The organism is Falsiroseomonas oryzae (genome assembly GCF_027856955.1).
Classification (GTDB): Bacteria; Pseudomonadota; Alphaproteobacteria; order Acetobacterales; family Acetobacteraceae; genus Falsiroseomonas; species Falsiroseomonas oryzae.
Genome location: NZ_JAPSMD010000067.1, coordinates 1 through 18,583, shown reverse-complemented (window position 1 = coordinate 18,583; position 18,583 = coordinate 1). Strand labels below are relative to the sequence as shown.

Here is an 18,583-nt window from a genome sequence, read left to right as displayed (position 1 = left end):
CGGGCGAGGGCTGGCGCGTGGTGGTGGCTGACCGCGCCGCGCCGCCGCCCGGCCTGGCGGCGCGCCACGTGGCTGCCGACGTCGCCGACGAGGCGGCGGTGCGCGCCCTGGTCGCCGGCATCGCGGAGCGGGAAGGCCGGCTGGACGCGCTGGTCTCCAATGCCGGCTTCATGATCCGCAAGCCGCTCCGCGAGCTGACGCTGGCCGACTGGTCCGCGGTGCTCGGCACCAACGTCACCGCCACCTTCCTGCTGGTGCGGGAGGCGGAAGCGATGCTGCGCGCCGCGCGCGGCGCGGTGGTGACCGTCGCCTCCACCCGCGCGCACCAGTCCGAGCCGGACACCGAAAGCTACGCGGCCTCCAAGGGCGCGCTGCTGGCGCTGACGCATGCGCTGGCCGTCAGCCTCGGGCCCGAGGTGCGCGTGAACTGCGTCAGCCCCGGCTGGATCGACGTGAAGGGCGAGGCGCTGCGCCCCGAGGACCACGCCCAGCATCCGGCGGGCCGCGTCGGCCGGCCGGAGGACATCGCCGCCCTGGTCGCCTGGCTGGTCGGGCCGGAGAGCGGCTTCGTCACCGGCGCCGAATTCGTCAGCGACGGCGGCATGACGCGGAAGATGATCTACGCGGAGTGAGCCGGCGTGTTGCGGCTCCTGCCGGCCCTCGGCTAGCCTCGGCGCCGGACAGCGAGGATCCCCGCCGATGAGCGCCCTGGTGCAGCCCGCCAACGACACGGGGATCGACGAGGCCGAGTGGAAGGTCCGCTGCGACCTGGCCGCGCTGTACCGCCTCGTCGCGCATTTCCGCATGACGGACTTCATCTACACGCACATCAGTGCGCGCGTGCCGGGGCCGGAGCACCATTTCCTCATCAATGAATACGGCGTGCTGTTCCACGAGATGCGCGCCTCCGACCTCGTGAAGGTGGACCTGGCGGGCAACATCGTGGACCCGCGGGATTCGGGAAAGCGCGTGAACCAGGCGGGCTTCACCATCCACTCCGCGATCCACGGCGCGCGGGAGGACCTGCACTGCGTGGTGCACACCCACACCGCCGCCGGCATCGCCGTCAGCGCGCAGAAGGCGGGGCTGCTGCCGATCAGCCAGCACGCGCTGCGCTTCTACGGCCGGCTGGCCTACCACGGCTACGAGGGCGTGGCGCTCGACCTGGACGAGAGGGAGCGGCTGGTGGCGGATCTCGGCCCGCACAAGGCGATGATCCTGCGCAACCACGGCCTGCTGGTCGGCGGCGCGACCATCGCGGAGGCCTTCATCCAGATCTACTACCTGGAACGCGCCTGCCAGGCGCAGATCGCGGCGCAGTCCGGCGGGGCGGAGCTGGAATTCCCGCCGGAGAGCGTCCGCCTGAAGACCGCGGCCCAGTCCAACCGACCCGCCTCCATCGCGCACAACGAATGGGCCTGGGGCAGCGCGCTGCGGCTGATCGAGGGGCAGGGGACCGACTGGCGCAGCTGATCAGCCGTCGGCCAGCGGCACCAGGCTGCCGGGGTCGAGCAGCACGCGCGCCCGTTCGCCCCGCTGCGGCAGCACGCCGCGGTTCAGCAGGGAGACGTGGAAGGCGCTGCCATCGGCCAGGCGCAGCGCGACCTCCAGCGTCGTGCCGTGATAGGCGACCTGGGCGATCTCGCCGTCCAGCGCCAGGCCCTCGCCCTCGCCGGGCGCGGCCAGCTGTGCGCGTTCCGGACGGTGGCAGGCGGTCAGCCGGCACGGGCCGTCGTCGCGTCCCGGCGCCTCCAGCCGCGGCGGCACGGCGAAGGGCGAGCCGGCGGGATCGGCGATGAACACGCCGGAGATGACGCGGCCCGAGAGCTCGATCAGGTTGCTGCGGCCCAGGAAGCCGGCGACGAAGCGGTTGACCGGCCGGGAATACAGCGTCGCCGGGTCGCCCACCTGCTGGATGCGCCCGAAATTCAGGATCGCCACCTTGTCGGAGAGGAACAGCGCCTCCTCCTGGTCGTGGGTGACGTAGATGAAGGACAGCGCCAGCTCGCCATGCAGGCGCTTCAGCTCCTCCTGCATCTCCGCCCGCAGCCCGCGGTCCAGTGCGGAGAGCGGCTCGTCCAGCAGCAGCACGCGCGGCTCGAACACGATGGCGCGGGCCAGCGCGACGCGCTGCTGCTGCCCGCCGGAGATCTGCCGCGGCAGCCGGTCCGCCAGCCCGTCCATCCGCACCATGGACAGCGCGGCGCGCACGCGCGATTCGCGCTCCGCCCGGCCGACGCCGCGGATGCGGAGCGGGAAGGCGATGTTCTCCGCCACGGTCAGGTGCGGGAACAGCGCATAGCCCTGGAACACCATGCCGAAGTCGCGCTTCTCCGGCGGCAGGCCGCGCAGCGATCGGCCATCCAGGCGGATGTCGCCGGCGCCCACCTCCTCGAAGCCGGCGATGCACATCAGCAGCGTGCTCTTGCCCGACCCGCTCGGGCCGAGCAGCGTGACGAAGCGGCCGGGCTCGATGCCGAGCGAGACGTCGTGCAGTACCTCCACGCGCCCGTAGTGCTTCACGACGCGGTCCACGACCAGGCCGGTCTCCGCGGCCTGGTCCGCCGTGCCGGCGCCGGCACCGAGGTTCATGTCCATGCGTGCGTCTCCGCGCGGCGGCGCGTCACTGGCGCGCACTCGTGACATAGAAGGGGGCGGCCGGGCGGTCCGGCAGGTAGTCGCGGTAGAAGTCGCGCAGATAGGGCAGCACGCCGCGCGAGACCTCGCGCCGCCGCTCCTCCTCCGGCGTCAGCGGCCGCGCGAGCAGCGCGGCGAGCTCGGCCAGCGCGGCCTCCTTGTCGATGCGGGTGAAGCGGCGGCCGGCATAGATCACCTCGCCCTGCACCATCACGGTATCCACGCCCTCCGCCTTGGCGCGCTGCACCACCGCCTCCACCACGCCGACATCGCGGTCGAGATAGGGGAAGGCCAGCCGGTCCCAGTCCACCAGAACCATATCCGCCGCGCAGCCCGGCCCCAGGCGGCCGATGGTGTCGCCGAAGGCGGTGGTGCCGGCGCCGTGCTCGGTGGCCATGCGGAGCACCTGGCAGGGCGTGGGCACGTCGCGCTCATCCATGCCGGGCACGCGGTGCTGGCGCAGCACCATGCGCATCTCCACCAGCATGTCGCGGTCGTCGTTCAGCCCGGCCTCGTCGATGCCGATCGCCACGCGCACGCCGCGCTTCTCCCACGCGTTCAGCGCCGCGACGCCGCTGCGCAGCCGCAGGTTGGAGGAGCAGTTGTGGCAGACCCGCGTGCCCGTCCGCGCCACCAGCTCGATATCCTCCTCGCTCATCCAGACGCCGTGCCCCAGCGTGCAATGCGGTCCGAGCAGCCCCGCCCGCTCCAGCTGGCGCACCGCGCCGATGCCGGCGCGCTTCTCGGCATAGGCTTTCTGATACTGCGTCTCGAGCAGATGCATGTGGAAGGGCACGCCGTGCTGCGCGCAGGCCTGCCGCACGCGTTCCAGCGCCGCGTCGCTGCACCAGTGCAGGTTGGCCGGCGCCAGCTGGATGCCCACGCGCGGCTCGTCCCGGAACGCCTCACGCAGCGCCTCGAACAGGACGAAGTTGTCTTCGAGCGGGATGGCCTGGGAGGCGATCATCGGCCCGAGCTGCGCCGCCAGATCGCGCGGCAGCCGGGCGAGGAACGCCTCGTCCGCCTCATAGGCCAGCCGGTTCTGGTCGCGCAGCATGTAGGCGTAGGAGACGCGCATGCCGATGGCCTGGTAGGCGCGCAGCGTCTCCGTCGCGCCCCGGATGATGTTGTCCACCGGCGCGGGGATGCGGCCCTGCAGGTGCTGCACGGTGGTGATGCCGCTCTCCACCATCTCGAAGGCGGAGTAGAGCGTGTCCAGCCGCAGGTCCACGCTGCGCGCGGCCAGCCGCGTGCCGAACCACAGCTCCAGCGGCATGTCCGGCGACCCGAGCTGCAGCGGCGTCAGCCCGACATGGTGGTGGGCGTTGACGAAGCCCGGCAGCACCACGTGCCGGCCATCGCCCACCACCTCGACCCCGGGATGCCGCGCGGACAGCTCCGCGAAGCGCCCGACCTCCACGATGGTGCCGTCGCGCTGCAGGACGGCGCCGTCCTCGATGATCTCGGCCGTGTCGCGGTCGAGCACGCGGGCGATCACGTAGCGCCCGCGGACCAGGGAGGACGGCATCGCTTCGCCTCAGTTCCGCGGGCCGGCGGAGGGCCAGACGCGGCTGTAGAGATACAGCAGCGCCTCGCCCGACTTCATCTCGTCGAAGCGCGGCGGGTTCTCGGCGTCCACGCAGGTCGGCAGCGGGCGGATCACCGTCTCGTAGTCCGGATTGGCGAAGACGCCGACCGAGAAGCGCTCGCGCCCGTAGCGGTTCACCACGCGGTGCAGCGTGGAGGCGTAGCGGTGGTTGGTCCACATCTTCATGCTGTCGCCGATGTTGATGATGAAGCTGTTCTCCACCGGCGGCACCACGATCCATTCGCCCGCGCGGTTCTTGATCTCCAGCCCGCCCACGTCGTCCTGCTGCAGCATGGTGAAGCCGCCGGCGTCGCAATGCGCGCGGCTGTCGCCGCCTTCCAGCGCGGCGAGCTCTGCCTCGTGCGGCAGGTAGTGCAGCAGGCGGAGCTGGATCAGCGGCTTCCTGTAGAACTGCGCGAAGTAGTCGGGCTGCAGGCCCAGGCCGCGTGCGAAGAGGCTGGCGAGCAAGGCGGCGAAGCCGGTCATGGTCTCGTAGTAGCCCAGCACCGAGTCCTTGAAGCCCGGCAGGTTCTCCGGCCACTGGTTCGCGCCGTAGAGCGGCGTGCCGGCCTTCACGGCCGGATCGTCGGGGCCGAGCTCCGAGGCGATCTGGAAGGCCTCGTTGCGGTTGGGCTTGCGCGCCTTCAGCTTCTCGCCGGCCAGATGCTGCTGGAAGCCCGCGACGGCGGCGCCGGCGAAGTTGCGCTGGTCCACCGGCTGGTCCATCGGCAGGAAGCCGCGGAAGTTGCGGGAGTTGCCCATCCACAGCTTCATCTTCTCCGCCTCCGGCAGGGCGAAGAAGCGCTTCGCCTGCGCGAAGACGTCGCGGATCATCGGCACGGGCACGGGGTGGTTCACCACCGTCAGGAAGCCGATCTCGCGGCAGGCGGCGTCCACCTCCTTCGCCACCGCCTCGATGGCGCTTTCCTTGCCGGTCTTCAGCGGCGCGAAGTCGATCACCGGAATCTCGTTCGCATTCGCCCAGCGGGCGAATTGCGGGGCGGCGAGCCCGCCCGTGGCCGGTTCGCTGGCATGCATGGACATGGCGTTCCTCCTCAGCTCGAGATGGCGTCGAGATACTGCTGCAGCGCATTGGTCGCGTGCTCGGCGTACCACTCCACGCCACCTGGCAGCATGCGCGCGTAGTTGGCCGGGTGGCCCGGATCGATCGCTGCCAGGTCGGGCGGCAGGCCCGCCGACGCCGCCGGGTTCACCGGCCCGTAGCCGTTGCTGCGCAGCAGCGTCACCTGCGACTCCGGTTCCTGCGTGGAGCGGATGAACTCCCACACTTGGCGGCCGGAGGGCGGGTTCTTCGGCACCATCCAGGCGGCGACCCAGACGATGCCCTCGTTGAAGGTGTAGTCGCAGCCGCCGTTGGTGTCCTGCTTCAGCGGCCAGGACCGCGTGTTGAGCAGCAGGCCCAGATGCACCTCGTTGTCGCGGAAGGCGGCCTGCCCTTCGGCGATGGCGTTGTAGTAGATGGTGTTCGCCTTGATCGCGCGGTGGCCGTCCAGTGCGCGCTTCATGTCGATGGGATAGATGCGGTCGCGCGCCACGCCGTCGGCCATCAGCGCCGCTTCCAGCGCGCCGTCGATGGTCCGGCGGAAGGCGCGCCGGCCCGGGAAGCCGCGCACGTCCCACACGTCCTTCCAGGTGGACGGCACGCGCCCGCCCCAGCGCCGCGTATTGTAGGTGAGGACGTGCGCGTAGGTGTAGTTGCCGACGCCCCAGCGATTGGCGTGTTCGGGCCGCACCTTGCTGCGGTCCACGATGGAGTAGTCGATCTCCTCCAGCATGCCCTCCGGCCCGATCTCCAGCGCCGTGTGCAGGTTGCGGTCCATCACGTCCCAGGTGACGCGTCCGCTCTGCACCATCAGACGGATGCGGCCGGTGGAGGGGCCGGTGCCGTCGATCGCCACGCGGCGGCCTGTGGCACGGGTGTAGGGCTCCACCCAGGCGGTGCGCATGCCGCGCACCGCGTCGCCGCCCCAGTTCACCAGCACCATCTCGCGCGGCGTGCCCTGCGCGGCGGCGGGCGTCAGATGCGCGGCGCCCGCCGGGATGCCCAGCGCGGCGCAGATCGCCAGGAAGCCGCGGCGGTCAATCGCGCGGCCCTCCGTCCGGTCCCGGAAATGCTCGATCGCGTCCAGGTGGCGCTGCTCGTCGTAGCTCGGCCGGTCGGTCATCGCATGTCCCTCTGCTGTCTCCCGTTCATGCCTGTCCCGGTCAGGCCGCGCCGCCGTCGCGCCGCTCCCGCCGCGCGCGCAGGCCGAGCTCGACAAGCAGCACGACCAGCGTGAAGAGGATCAGCGCGGAGGCGACGGCCGCGATGGCCGGGTCCAGGTTCTCGTTGATGCCGTCCCACATCAGCCGCGGCAGGGTGAACAGCGCGCGGCCGCCGATGAAGATCACGATCACCAGCTCGTCCCAGGAATGGATGAAGGCGAAAATCGCGCCCGAGAGCACGCCTGGCAGGACGTTCGGCACGATCACCCGCGCCAGCGTCTGCGGCACGTTCGCCCCCAGGCTGCGCGCCGCCTTCTCCAGCGCCGGGTCGAGGTTGGACAGCGAGGCGGTTACGGTCAGCACCACATAGGGCAGGCCCGTGACGGCATGCGCCAGGATCACGCCCAGCATCGTGCCGACCAGGTCGAGCTCGACATAGAGCCGGTAGATGCCCAGCGCATAGACGATGGTCGGCACCATCAGCGGCAGGATCATCGCCGCGCGGACCTGCTCCGCCACGCGCGTGCCGAGCCGCCAGCAGCCGATGGCGCAGAGCGTGCCGGCGGCCACGGCGATCGCCGTGGAGACGGTGGCGATGACCAGGCTCTCCCAGATGCCCGACATCCAGGCGGGGTCGGTGAACAGCGTGCGCCAGTGCTGGAAGGAGACGCCGTCGCGTGGCAGGGAAAGGTAGCGCGTGGTCGTCAGCGAGACGGGGAAGACCACGAAGGCCGGCAGCAGCAGGAAGGACAGCACCATCCAGGCCAGGGCCAGCGTTGCGCCGGAGCGCTTGAGCGTGTGCATCCCGCGCTATCCCGGCCCGAACAGCTTCTTCACGTCCAGCACGCGCGACAGCGTCCACATCAGGCCGAGCACCGCGATCATCAGCGTGGTGGCGAGCATGGTGCCCAGGCCCCAGCGCAGCGTCTCGTTGATCTGCAGCGCGACGTATTCGGCGATCATCAGCGTCTTGCCGCCGCCCAGGATCGCGGGCGTGACGTAGAAGCCGAGCGAGAGGATGAACACCAGCACCGTCGCCCCCAGGATGCCCGGCCGCGTCAGCGGCAGGAACACGCGCAGGAAGGCCGCGGTGCGGCCGGCGCCCAGGCCCCGCGCGGCCGCCATCAGGCGCAGGTCGATGCCACGCATGTTGGCATAGAGCGTGAGGATCGCGTAGGGCAGCATGGCGTGCACCATGCCGATCACCACGCCCAGCTCGTTGCGCACCAGCGGCAGCGGCTCCTCGATCAGCCCGATGCCGCGCAGTGCGGTGTTGATCACGCCCTCGCCGCGCAGCAGCGTGATCCAGGCGAAGGACCGCACCAGCACGGAGATCCAGAACGGGAACAGCACCCAGAACATCATCCAGCGCTGCGCCGTCCCGCTGGCCGTCCGCATCGCATAGGCCACGACGTAGCCGAGCAGCAGCGTGACCACGGTGGTCATCAGCGAGATGCGCGCCGTGGTCCACAGCGCCCGCTGGACGGAGGCGCTGGTCAGCAGCAGCTCGTAGTTGCCGAGCCCCGGCCGCGGTTCCGTCACGCTGATCAGCAGCACGCCGAACAGCGGTGCGACATAGAGTCCGAGCAGCAGCAGCAACGCAGGCAGCAGCGCCAGCCAGTAGAAGCCCCGCACGCCGAGCCGCCATCCTGCCACGCGCGCCGCGCGTGCCGCAGGTGGCGCGGGCGTGAGGGCGGAGGCGCTCATCGGCCCCCGTCGTGGCTCGTCCGGTCGAAGCCCGCCGTCGCACCCGTCATCCGGCCCGCGCCTCCTGCACCGCCGCGGTCCGCCACGACCGCACGGAGGCAGTGTAGGCATGGCGGCAGAGGCGCTGCCACACTCATGTGGTGGTCAAGAGGGGCCGAATGCTTTCACTATGCGGTATTGCAGCGGGGGTGGTCACGATGCGCGCCGGTACGGCAGCGACTGAATGCGAAACGGGCAGCTGGTGGCCTGCCTGGACCCGCGCATGCCTCGGCCTGGTCTGGCATGCAAACGGCGCGGCCCGCCATGACGCAGCACGATCGGAGGGAAGGCGCCAGCGATGAAGATCGGCATCGAGATCGGCGGCACCTTCACGGACCTGATCCTGCTGCGCCGCGATGCCGCGCCGGTCACCCTGAAGGTGAGTTCGACCCCGTCCGATCCCAGCGAGGGCGCGCTGCACGGCATCCGCCGCCTGCTGGAGAAAGCCGGCCTCCGCCTCGACGCGGTGGAGGAGGTGCTGCACGGCTCCACCGTCGCGACGAACAGCCTGATCGAGCGCAAGGGCGCGCGCGCCGCGCTGCTCACCACCGAGGGCTTCGAGGACGTGCTGCTGATCGGGCGGCAGGAGAAGACGCGCATCTACGACCAGTTCTACCACCGCCCGCCGCCGCTGATCCCGCGCGAACGCATTCTCGGCGTGCCGGAGCGCCTCGGCGCCGCCGGAGAGGTGGTCACACCGCTGGACGAGGCGGCGCTGCTGGCCCGCGCGCGGGAGGCGGTGGAGCGGCACGGCGCCACCTCGCTCGCCATCGTCTTCCTGCACGCCTACCGCAACCCGGTGCATGAACGCCGCGCGCGCGCACTGATCGAGGCCGCCTTCCCCGACCTCGACGTCTCCCTCTCCTCCGATATCGCGCCGGAGTTCCGGGAATACGAGCGCACCTCCACCACCGTCATCAACGCCTATGTGCGGCCCGTGGTGCGCCGCTACGTCACGCGGATGCAGCGCGAGCTCGCCGGCCTCGGCTACGCGCGCGACCTGATGATCATGCAGTCGAATGGCGGCGTGCTGCCGGCGGCGGTGGCGGCGCGGCTGCCGGTGCGCATGTTCCTCTCCGGCCCCGCGGCCGGCGTGGCCGGTGCGGCCTTCGTCGCGCGGCGCTGCGGCGTGCCGGACCTGCTGACGATGGATATCGGCGGCACCTCCTGCGACATCGCGCTGGTCGTGAGCGGGCAGCCGCAGATGGTGGCCAAGGGCCTCGCCGAGTACCGGATCGACGGCAATCCCATCAACATCCGCATGATGGACATCACCACCATCGGCGCGGGCGGCGGCTCCATCGCCTGGCTGGACGATGGCGGCATGCTGCGCGTCGGCCCGCAGAGCGCGGGCGCGCAGCCCGGCCCGGCCTGCTACGGCCGCGGCGGGCAGGATTTCACGCTGACCGATGCGCTGGTGCTGCTCGGCCTGATGGACCCCGCGCGCTTCATGGGCGGCGAGATGCGGATCGATCCCGCGCTCTCCGCCCGCGCCGCGGCGCCGCTGGCCGGGCGACTGGGCATGGAGGCGGTGGAACTGGCGAGGGCGGTGTTCCGGATCGCCGTGGTCAACATCGCCCAGGCCATTCGCCAGACCACGGTGCAGCGCGGCCGCGACCCGCGCGACTTCGCCGTGCTGCCCTATGGCGGCGGCGGCGCGCTGTTCGCCGCCAGCGTGGCGGAGGCGATGGGCCTCGACCGCGTGGTCGTGCCGCCGAACCCCGGCATCTTCTCCGCCTTCGGGCTCACCGTCTCCGACATCCGGCTGGACTTCACGCGCTCCGACCCCGGCCGCCGCCTGGCGCAGGCCACGACGGCCGAGATCGAGGCGGCCTTCGCCGACCTGGCGGCGGAGGCGGTGGCGGAGTTCCGCAACTTCGGCGTCGATCCCGCCGCCATCGCCTTCAGCCGCATGATCGACGCGCGCTATCTCGGCCAGGGTTTCGAGCTGACGGTGCCGATCGACCCGGCGGAGCTGGCGGACCGCGGCACGCAGGCGGTGGCGGACGGCTTCCATGCCGCCCACGCCGCACGCTACGGCTACGCCTTCCGCCAGCAGCAGGTGGAGATCGTCAGCTACCGGCTGGAAGCGACGGTGCCGCAGGAGGGCTTCCTGCCCGAGCCCGCGCGCCCCGACCGCATGCCGGACCCGGCGCGGCGCGCCGTGCGGCTGGACGAGGAGGCGGACTGGGCGACGCATGAGCGCTTCGACCTGCCGGTCGGCACGGAGCTCGCCGGCCCCGCCCTGGTGTTCGAGCCGACCTCCGCCACCGCCGTGCCGCCGGGCTGGCGGCTGCGCGTGGACGCGCATGGCAACCTGCACCTGACACGCGACGCAGCCAGCGGGGAGCGACGCTGATGGCCCTCGATCCCGTGATGTTCAGCACCACGAACAGCATGTTCCACGCCATCGCGAACGAGATGGGCACGGTGATGCTGCTCTCGGCCTATTCCTCCATCGCGCGGGAGGCGAAGGACACCTCCACCTGCCTGATGGACCCGGAGGGCCGCGTGGTCGCGCAATCCGTGATGATCCCGATGCACATGAACTCGCTGTCCATGGCCGTCGCCGGCCTGCGCGAGCGGTTCGACCTGGCGGCGACCGCGCCGGACGAGGTCTATGTGACGAACCACCCCTACGCCAATGGCCAGCACCTGCACGACATCATCATCCTGCTGCCGATCTTCCATGGCGGCACGCTGGCGGGCTTCGCGGGCAGCATCTCGCACCACGTGGACATGGGCGGCGGCGCCATCATCAATGCCAATGCGACGGAGCTGTTCCAGGAAGGCCTGATCATCCCGCCGATGAAGCTGAAGGAAAGCGTCGCCTTCCATGGCGGCGTGCTGGAGCAGATGCTGGGCGCGAATGTGCGGGCGCCGAACCTGGTGCTCGGCGACTACCGTGCGCAGCACTTCGCATGCCTGCGCGGGCGGGAGCTGCTGCAGCAGATGGCGGACAAGTTCAGCCTGCCGGTCGTGCGCCAGGCCATGCAGGAGCTGCAGGCCTATTCGGAGCGCTTCATGCGCGCCAACCTGGCGCGCCTGCCGGACGGCACCTATCGCGGCGAGGATTTCTGCGACCCGCTGAAGCCGGGCGACCCGCCCATCGCTATCCGCGCCACCGTCACCATCCAGGGCGAGGAGGCGGTGGTGGACCTGACGGAGTGCGCGGATCAGGTCGCCGGGCCGGTCAATGCGCCGATCGCCTCCACCTGGTCGGCGGTCTACACCTTCTTCGTCTCCATCATGGCGCAGGGCGCGCCGGTGAACGACGGCAGCTACCGCCCGATCCGCGTGATCACCCGCAAGGGATCGGTCTGCGACCCCGTCTATCCCGCCGCCGTACGGTCCCGCATGTCCACCTGCTACCGGATCTACAGCGCGCTGCGCCGCGCCTTCGCCGACGCCCTGCCGGAGCAGGTGGCGGCCGCCGGGCACGAGGCGACCACCTCCGTCGCCTTCAGCCGCCGCACGCCGGAGAAGTATCACGTGTACCACGAGGTGCTGGCCGGCGGACTCGGCGCATCCATGCACGCCGATGGCTGCGACGGCGTCGCGCAGCCGCTCTCCAACACCGGCAACACCCCGGTCGAGGTGATGGAGGTCGATCTCGACTTCGCGCGGGTGCGCAGCTACGGCCTGGTCACCGGCTCAGGCGGCGCGGGGCGGCACCGTGGCGGCATGGGCATCCGCAAGGTCTACGAGATCCTGCGCGACGACGTGCTGTTCTGCAGCAACGGCGACCGCTGCGAGCATCCGCCCTGGGGCGTGCAGGGCGGCGGCCCCGGCAGCCTCAGCGCCTTCCGCATCCTGCGCGACGGGCAGGTCATCGAACTCGGCGCGCAGAACACGCTGATGACGCGCAAGGGCGACGTGGTCGTGGTGGAGACCTGCGGCGGCGGCGGCTGGGGTGCACCAGCCGCCTGACGCAGACCTGTCAATCCATCCGGATGTTCAGCGGCACGATCACGCCCCGCCACTTCTCGCGGTCCTGCGCCATGAAGCGGTTCATCTCCTCCACGCTCATCGGCGTGGGTTCGGCGCCGTCCCGCGTCAGCCGCTCGCGCAGCTCCGGCGTCTGGATGATGGCGTTGATCTCGCGGTTCAGCAGCGCGACGATCGGGGCCGGCGTGCCGGCCGGCGCCAGGAAACCGTACCAGGCGCAGGCGGTCACCGCCGGGAAGCCCAGCTCCGCCATGGTCGGCACATCGGGCAGGTTCGGCATCCGTCGCTCGCTGGTCACCGCCAGGCCGCGGATGCGGCCGGCCTGGATCAGCGGCGCGGAGGTGGAGACGCCGTCGAAGTAGAAATCAACCTGGCCCGCCACCGTCGCGTTCAGGCCGGGTGCGCTGCCGGTGAAGTGCACGGCCGTGAAGCTCATGCCCGTGACGGAGCGCAGAAGCTCCGCCGAGAGGTGGGAGATCGCGCCCGCCCCCTGCGTCGCCGCGTTCAGCCGGTTGGGGTTCGCCTTGCCGAACTCCACCAGCTCCCGCACAGACCGGAAGGGCGAGTTGGCCGGCACGTCCAGCGCCAGCGGCGAGCAGCCGAGCATCGCCACGCCGGTGATCTGCTCCGGCGTGTAGCCGGGGTTCGAATGCAGCAGCGGCATGAAGGAGGTGGTGGTGCCGGTCGTCACCAGCAGCGTGTAGCCATCCGCCGGCGCGCGGGCCAGCGCCGCGCCCGCGATCACCGTGCCCGCGCCGGGCCGGTTTTCCACCACGAAGGGCTGGCCGAGCCGACGCGCCAGCTGTTCCGAGACCAGCCGCGCCAGGATGTCCGTGGTGCCGCCCGCGGGGAAGGAGACCAGCACGCGCACCGGCCGCTGCGGATACTCCTGCGCCGCGGCCGGCGCCGCTAGGCCGGCGGCCAGCAGCGCGGCGGCGCCGAACAGGGACGCGACGAGGCGACGTCGTGCGGGCATGCTTTCCCTCCTCACCCAGCGCGCGGGCAGCGGCGCGGAAGTATGGCGATGCAGCGCCGGCGATGGCAAGCGAAGGCCGCGCGCGTCAGAAGCCGAAGCGGTCCTGCACGCGGCCCCAGGCGATGCGCGCCTCCACCCCCACGCGCCAGAAGCGGTGCAGCGGGATGGGGGCGATCGGCGTGACGGGCATGTCGAGCTCCGCCACCGCCGCGCCCTGCACGCGCCGCGCGAGCTGCCGCCCCATCATCGTGGCCATCGCCACGCCGCGCCCGTTGTAGCCCAGCGCGGCGAGCAGTCCCGGCGCGGGTTCGTGCAGATGCGGATAATGGTCGGTGGTGATCGCGATCCGCCCGGCCCAACCATGCGTCCAGCGCAGTCCGGCAGTCTCGGGCCAGAGCCGCGCGGCGTAGTCGCTGAGGTAGCGCAGCTCCTCCGCCCGCGCGACCTCCCGCTGCACGCTGCGGCCGCCGATCAGCAGGCGGTTGGCCCCGTCCACCCGCACATAGACCGTGATGCGCCCGACCTCGTAGAGCGAGGAGCGCATCGGCAGCACTGCACGCGCCAGCGTCTCCGGCATCGGCTCCGACGCCGTGATGGCGCTGAACACCGGCACGATGCTCTGCCGCAGCCCGGGCCAGAGGTCGTCCGTGTAGCCGTTCGTCGCCAGGATCACCTGCCGCGCACGCACGGCGCCGCGCGGCGTGTCCAGCCGCCAGGCATCGCTGTCGCGCACCAGTCGCGTGACGCGCGTGCCGCCATGGATGCGCGCGCCCGCGCGTAGCGCCGCCGCAGCCAGGCCGCGCGCATAGGCCAGCGGTTCCAGCTGGCCGCCACGCCGGTCCAGCATCGCGCAGACGTAGCGCGCGCTGCCCGTCGCCGCGCGCAGCGCATCGCCCTCCAGCAGTTCTACCGGCATGTCGCGGCGCGCGCATTGCTCGAAGCTGGCGCGGATCGCCGGCACGTCACGCGCGGCATAGGCGGCGCGGATGGTACCGGAACGCTGCGCTGCGCAGGCGATGCCGTGCCGCGCGACCAGGTCGAACACCAGGTCCGGCGCGGCATAGCCCATCGCCACCATGCGGCCGCCGAGCGCGCGCCCGAAGCGCGCCTCCACCGCATCCGGGTCGTCCTTCAGCCCCGGATTGATCTGCCCGCCATTGCGGCCCGAGGCGCCCCAGCCCGGCTCGGCGGCCTCCAGCACGGTGACGTCCACGCCCTGCTCGGCCAAGTGCAGCGCGGCGGAGAGGCCGGTATAGCCCGCGCCCACCACCGCCACCGCGCAGCTGTGATCGCCCTGCAGCGGCGGCGTGGGCGGCGCCGGCGGCGCGGTGTCGGCATAGAGGCTCGGCGGCAGGGCAGGGGTTTCGGCCATCGCGGCGCGCAGGATGGCGCGGGCCGCGCGCCTTGTCGCCCCCCGCCCTGCGGCCTAGCGTTGCCGCGTTGCGACGACGGGCAAGGGGCGGCAGCGCATGAAACCGGACAGCTTCTTCCACCCCGACATGCAGCCGCTGCTCGAGGCGCGGAAGGGCATGCCGCCCGCGACGACGCCGGCGGAGATGCGCCGCGCCTGGACGCTCTACGCCCAGGCACTCGCCGCGCCGCGCCCGCGCGAGATCGCGACCCAGGACCGAACCATCCCCACGCCGGGCCACAACGTGCCGGTGCGCATCTACCACCCGCCCGGCGCGACGGCACCGCTGCCCTGCATCGTCTACATGCATGGCGGCGGCTTCATGCTCGGCGACCTGGACAGCTCCGACACCTCCGCCTGGGGCCTGTGCCTCGAGGTCAACGCCGTCGTGGTCAGCGTGGACTACCGGCTGACGCCGGAGCATCCCTATCCCGCCGCCTTCGACGACTGCTTCGGCGTGCTGCACTGGCTCTCCCGGCACGCGGCGGAGATCGGCGGCGATCCCGCGCGCCTCGCCGTCTCGGGCGAGAGCGCGGGTGGCAACCTGGCCGCCGCCCTGGCGCTCGCCGCGCGCGACCGCGGCGGGCCTGCGCTCCGCGCCTGCGCCATGGTCTATCCCTGCACCGGCGAGGAGGCGACGCTGCCCTCCTACGCCGAGTACAAGGACGGACCCAGCCTGACGACGCCGCGCATGGTGATGTACACCGACACCTACTGCTCGGGCGCGAAGCACCGCCGCGATCCCTACGCCTCGCCGGCCTGTGCGACGGATTTCTCCGGCCTGCCGCCCACCTTCGTGCACAGCGCGGAATGCGACCCGATCCGCGACGACGGCCGACTCTACGCCGCGAAGATCGCGCAGGCCGGCGGCAACGTGACCTATCGCGAGGCGAAGCGGATGCTGCACGGCTTCCTGCGCGCGCGCCTGACCGGGGCTGCCGCGCGCGCCGAGCATGACGCGCTCTGCGCCTTCCTGCGCGCGCAGCTGCACGGCGCCGGCTGAGGCCCCGCGCCATGGACAGCGCCGTCTTCCACCCGGACTTCAAGGCCCGCCCGTACTGGTGGGAGGCCATCCCGATCGGCGAGAACCCGCCGGCCGAGCTGCCCGCGCGAGCCGACGTGGTGATCGTCGGCGGCGGCCATACCGCGCTGAACTGCGCCATCGAGCTGGCGCGTGGCGGCGCGAAGCCCGTGGTGCTGGAAGCCGAGGATTTCGGCTTCGGCGCCTCCACCCGCAACGGCGGCGCCGTCTCCGGCGGGATCAACCTGGGCAAGGGCCTGTCCGGCGCGCGCACCGATGGCGGCGTCGATCCGGTGGTGCGCGCGATGCTCGGCGACGCGGCGGAAAGCTTCACCCATGTGGAGACGGTGATCGCCCGCGAGGGCATCGACTGCCACTGGGAGCGCAGCGGCCGCTTCGTCGGCGCCTACACCCCGCAGCACTATGCGAGCCTCGCCTCGAAGCTGGAGACGCTGAACGCCGAGGCCGGCACCGGCGCCGAGATGGTCCCCCGCGAGCGCCAGCGTGAGGAGATCGCCTCCGACTACTACCGCGGCGGCATGCGTATCGCGCGCAGCGGCAAGCTGCATCCCGGCCTCTACCATCGCGGCCTGATGGCGGCGGCGCAGCGGCATGGCGCCGTGCTGGTCGGCCGTACGCGCGCCGGCAGGCTCAGCCGCGACGGCGCCGGCTGGTCGGTCGAGACCTCGCGCGGCACCATCGCCGCGACGGAGGTGGTGATCGCCACCAACGGCTACACCGGCGGCCTGACGCCCGACCTCAGGCGCCGCGTCATCCCGCTGGCCTCGCATATCATCGCCACGGAACCGCTCGATCCCGACCTGGCGCGCAGCCTCATCCCGAAGGGACGCACCCTGTCCGACACGCGGCGGGTGCTGTGCTACTACCGCATGTCGCCGGACGGGACGCGCGTGCTGTTCGGCGGCCGCGCGCGATTCACGCAGGTGACGCCGCAGGTCTCGGCGCCGGCGCTGCACCGGATGATGCTGGAGCGTTGGCCGCAGCTGAAAGGCGTGCGCGTCACCCATGCCTGGACCGGCAACACCGCCTTCACCTTCGACTTCCTGCCGCATATCGGCGTCACGCAGAAGGGCTTGCACTACGCCATGGGCTGCAACGGTTCGGGCGTCGCGATGCTGTCCTACCTGGGCGCGCAGGTCGGAAAGAAGATCCTGGGCGGCGGCAACCGCGTGACCGCCTTCGACGGGCGGGACTTCCCGACTCGCCCCTTCTACACCGGCCATCCCTGGTTCCTGCCGGCGATCGGCAGCTGGTACCGCTTCCGCGACTGGCTGGACCGCCGCGTGGCCTGACCCGCGCGGCGGACGCGTCGCCGCCCCGGCGCCCTCAGCCGAACTGGAAGGGCCGCTGCACCCAGGCGAAGCTGCCCTCGCCGTCGCGCACCACGCGGCCGAACCCCGGCCAGGGCACATGCACGCCGCCAACCAGGATGCGCTCGCTGGACAGCATCTCCAGGTGGCGCACGCGGCTTTCGACGCCCATCGCCTGGTCCACGTCCACGCCGACGCGCCAGCGCGGGCGGGCCAGCTGGATCACCGTCTGGTGGGCGATGTCGCCCCAGATCAGCATGGACTGGTTCTGGCTGGTGAAGCGGAAGCTGACATGGCCGGGCGTGTGCCCCGGCGCCGGCACGCTGAAGATGCCGGGCAGCACCTCCACCTCGCGGTCCATCGCGAAGGTGCGGATGCGGTCCGCATAGGGACGGATGGCGCGGCGCCCGGCCTCGATGAAGCGCTGGCCCTGGGGCACGCGGCTTTCCTGCGCCGGGTCGGTCCAGAAGGCGTGGTCCACGGCGCTGACCACCACCTCCGCATTCGGGAAGTTCCGCGTCGTGCCGTCGTAGCTGAGGCCCAGCGCGTGCTCCGGGTGGATATGCGTCAGCAGCACCACGTCCACCTGCTCCGGCTGGTAGCCGCTGGCCCGCAGCGCGGCCAGCGTGTTGCCGGTGGTCGGGATGAAGCTGGAATGCCCGCCGCAATCCACCATCACCAGCTGCCGCCCGGTGTTCAGCACATAGGCGCCGACCGGCTGGTGCAGGCCGTTGTCCATCCACCAGGCGCGCTCCCGCAGGATGCGCAGTTCCTCCGGCGTGCTGTCGGGTAGGAAGCGTGGGATGCCCGCCTCGCCCCCGCCGCCCATCGCACCGTCCAGCAGCACGGTCACTTCCACATCGCCGACCATGGTGCGGTGGAACCCCGGGTTGCGCGTGCCGGCCCGCGGCGCGGCGGCCTGCGCGGGCAGGGCGGCGGCGGCTGCCGCAGCACCGGCAGCGAGGAACAGGGAACGACGGGCGGGCATGGCTTCCCTCATGGCCGGAAGATGGCTGCGATGTAACGCGCCGCGCCCGGCCTCACCAGGGGTATTCCTCCACGCGGAAGCGGCCGGACAGGATCGCCTCGAACATCGTGCGTGGCCCGACGCGCTCGAAATGCCGCCAGGTGCGCACGCCGAATTCGTGCGGCGTCATCATCAGGCAGACCTGCGTGATCTCCTCCAGCGAGGCGAAGTCGCCCTCGGGGTAGCCGGCCAGCACGCGCGCCCGCGTTGCCGGATCCATGGTGGCAAGCTGCGTCGCGTAGGCCAGGTACTCGTCGCAGACGAGGCTGGGCTGCACCCCGCCGCCGTAGTTGTCCTTCAGGATCGCATGCGTCAGCTCGTGCACCACCAGGCTGACATGCAGCTCCGCATCCACGGGCTGGCGGAACATCAGCCGGTCCGGGTCACGCAGCCAGGACGCCGTCATGGAGGTGATGCGCACCACGCGCGCCGCGCGGTCGTTGTAGCCCAGCACCCGCAGCCGCTCCGGGCCCAGCTCGATCTCCACCCGCTCGGCGAAGGCCAGCGCGACCGGCGCCGCGACGCGCAGCCCGTGCCCGTCCAGCAGGAACGCCGCCACGCGCCGCCACGCCTCGCAGGCATGGTCGCGGTCCACCGCGTGCGCCCAGGTGACGCGCAGCAGCGGCGTGCCGCAGGGCGTCTCCGTCACCGGCGGCTGCGCGCGCGCCGGCG

The 18,583-nt window shown here is 71.8% G+C and carries 16 protein-coding genes; 6 read left to right on the top strand and 10 right to left on the bottom strand.

Annotated elements, in window-relative coordinates:
- Positions 1-632 (top strand): SDR family oxidoreductase (locus OZN99_RS09585; protein ID WP_270934987.1); only part of this gene is annotated, 632 nt, incomplete at its 5' end.
- Between the two features lie 67 nt (positions 633-699).
- Positions 700-1,473: a class II aldolase/adducin family protein gene (locus OZN99_RS09580; protein ID WP_270934986.1), complete on the top strand. Its 774-nt coding sequence runs from the start codon at positions 700-702 to the stop codon at positions 1,471-1,473.
- On the opposite strand, the gene OZN99_RS09575 is transcribed toward OZN99_RS09580, so the two are convergent.
- Genes OZN99_RS09575 through OZN99_RS09550 form a run of 6 tightly spaced genes read right to left on the bottom strand, consistent with a single transcriptional unit; the run spans position 1,474 to position 8,158 of the window.
- Positions 1,474-2,598: an ABC transporter ATP-binding protein gene (locus tag OZN99_RS09575; protein WP_270934985.1), complete on the bottom strand. Its 1,125-nt coding sequence runs from the start codon at positions 2,596-2,598 to the stop codon at positions 1,474-1,476.
- Between the two features lie 25 nt (positions 2,599-2,623).
- Entirely contained in the window at positions 2,624-4,165 is a 1,542-nt protein-coding gene (locus OZN99_RS09570; protein WP_270934984.1) for an amidohydrolase family protein, read from the bottom strand.
- A gap of 9 nt (positions 4,166-4,174) precedes the next feature.
- Positions 4,175-5,269 (bottom strand): isopenicillin N synthase family dioxygenase, encoded by a 1,095-nt coding sequence (locus OZN99_RS09565; protein WP_270934983.1) that lies wholly within the window; start codon positions 5,267-5,269, stop codon positions 4,175-4,177.
- An 11-nt stretch (positions 5,270-5,280) separates the two neighbouring features.
- Positions 5,281-6,411: an extracellular solute-binding protein gene (locus tag OZN99_RS09560; RefSeq protein WP_270934982.1), complete on the bottom strand. Its 1,131-nt coding sequence runs from the start codon at positions 6,409-6,411 to the stop codon at positions 5,281-5,283.
- Between the two features lie 40 nt (positions 6,412-6,451).
- Entirely contained in the window at positions 6,452-7,255 is an 804-nt protein-coding gene (locus OZN99_RS09555; RefSeq protein ID WP_270934981.1) for an ABC transporter permease, read from the bottom strand.
- 6 nt (positions 7,256-7,261) lie between these two features.
- Positions 7,262-8,158: an ABC transporter permease gene (locus tag OZN99_RS09550; protein WP_270934980.1), complete on the bottom strand. Its 897-nt coding sequence runs from the start codon at positions 8,156-8,158 to the stop codon at positions 7,262-7,264.
- A gap of 337 nt (positions 8,159-8,495) precedes the next feature.
- Here OZN99_RS09550 and OZN99_RS09545 point away from each other — a divergent pair, with 337 nt between their 5' ends.
- On the top strand, positions 8,496-10,556 hold the full coding sequence (locus OZN99_RS09545) for a hydantoinase/oxoprolinase family protein (RefSeq protein ID WP_270934979.1): 2,061 nt from the start codon (positions 8,496-8,498) through the stop codon (positions 10,554-10,556).
- The gene (locus OZN99_RS09540) at positions 10,556-12,127 is read left to right on the top strand and encodes a hydantoinase B/oxoprolinase family protein (RefSeq protein ID WP_270934978.1); all 1,572 of its coding nucleotides are present in this window, start codon (positions 10,556-10,558) and stop codon (positions 12,125-12,127) included. Before OZN99_RS09545 ends, OZN99_RS09540 begins: the two co-directional genes overlap by 1 nt.
- A 10-nt stretch (positions 12,128-12,137) precedes the next feature.
- Here OZN99_RS09540 and OZN99_RS09535 read toward each other — a convergent pair whose 3' ends face one another.
- Together OZN99_RS09535 and OZN99_RS09530 are read right to left on the bottom strand one after the other, a co-directional pair.
- Complete coding sequence (locus OZN99_RS09535; protein ID WP_270934977.1) at positions 12,138-13,121, bottom strand: Bug family tripartite tricarboxylate transporter substrate binding protein; 984 nt, start codon at positions 13,119-13,121, stop codon at positions 12,138-12,140.
- Positions 13,122-13,206: 85 nt separating this feature from the next.
- Complete coding sequence (locus tag OZN99_RS09530) at positions 13,207-14,493, bottom strand: NAD(P)/FAD-dependent oxidoreductase (protein WP_270934976.1); 1,287 nt, start codon at positions 14,491-14,493, stop codon at positions 13,207-13,209.
- A gap of 97 nt (positions 14,494-14,590) precedes the next feature.
- On the opposite strand from OZN99_RS09530, the gene OZN99_RS09525 reads away from it, so the two are divergent.
- Complete coding sequence (locus OZN99_RS09525) at positions 14,591-15,535, top strand: alpha/beta hydrolase (RefSeq protein WP_270934975.1); 945 nt, start codon at positions 14,591-14,593, stop codon at positions 15,533-15,535.
- 11 nt (positions 15,536-15,546) lie between these two features.
- The gene (locus OZN99_RS09520) at positions 15,547-16,866 is read left to right on the top strand and encodes an NAD(P)/FAD-dependent oxidoreductase (RefSeq protein WP_270934974.1); all 1,320 of its coding nucleotides are present in this window, start codon (positions 15,547-15,549) and stop codon (positions 16,864-16,866) included.
- A 34-nt stretch (positions 16,867-16,900) separates the two neighbouring features.
- Here OZN99_RS09520 and OZN99_RS09515 read toward each other — a convergent pair whose 3' ends face one another.
- Both OZN99_RS09515 and OZN99_RS09510 read right to left on the bottom strand, forming a co-directional pair.
- Positions 16,901-17,872: an MBL fold metallo-hydrolase gene (locus OZN99_RS09515; RefSeq protein WP_270934973.1), complete on the bottom strand. Its 972-nt coding sequence runs from the start codon at positions 17,870-17,872 to the stop codon at positions 16,901-16,903.
- 52 nt (positions 17,873-17,924) lie between these two features.
- Positions 17,925-18,583: DUF6639 family protein (locus tag OZN99_RS09510; RefSeq protein WP_270934972.1), on the bottom strand; the 659-nt coding region annotated here is incomplete at its 5' end.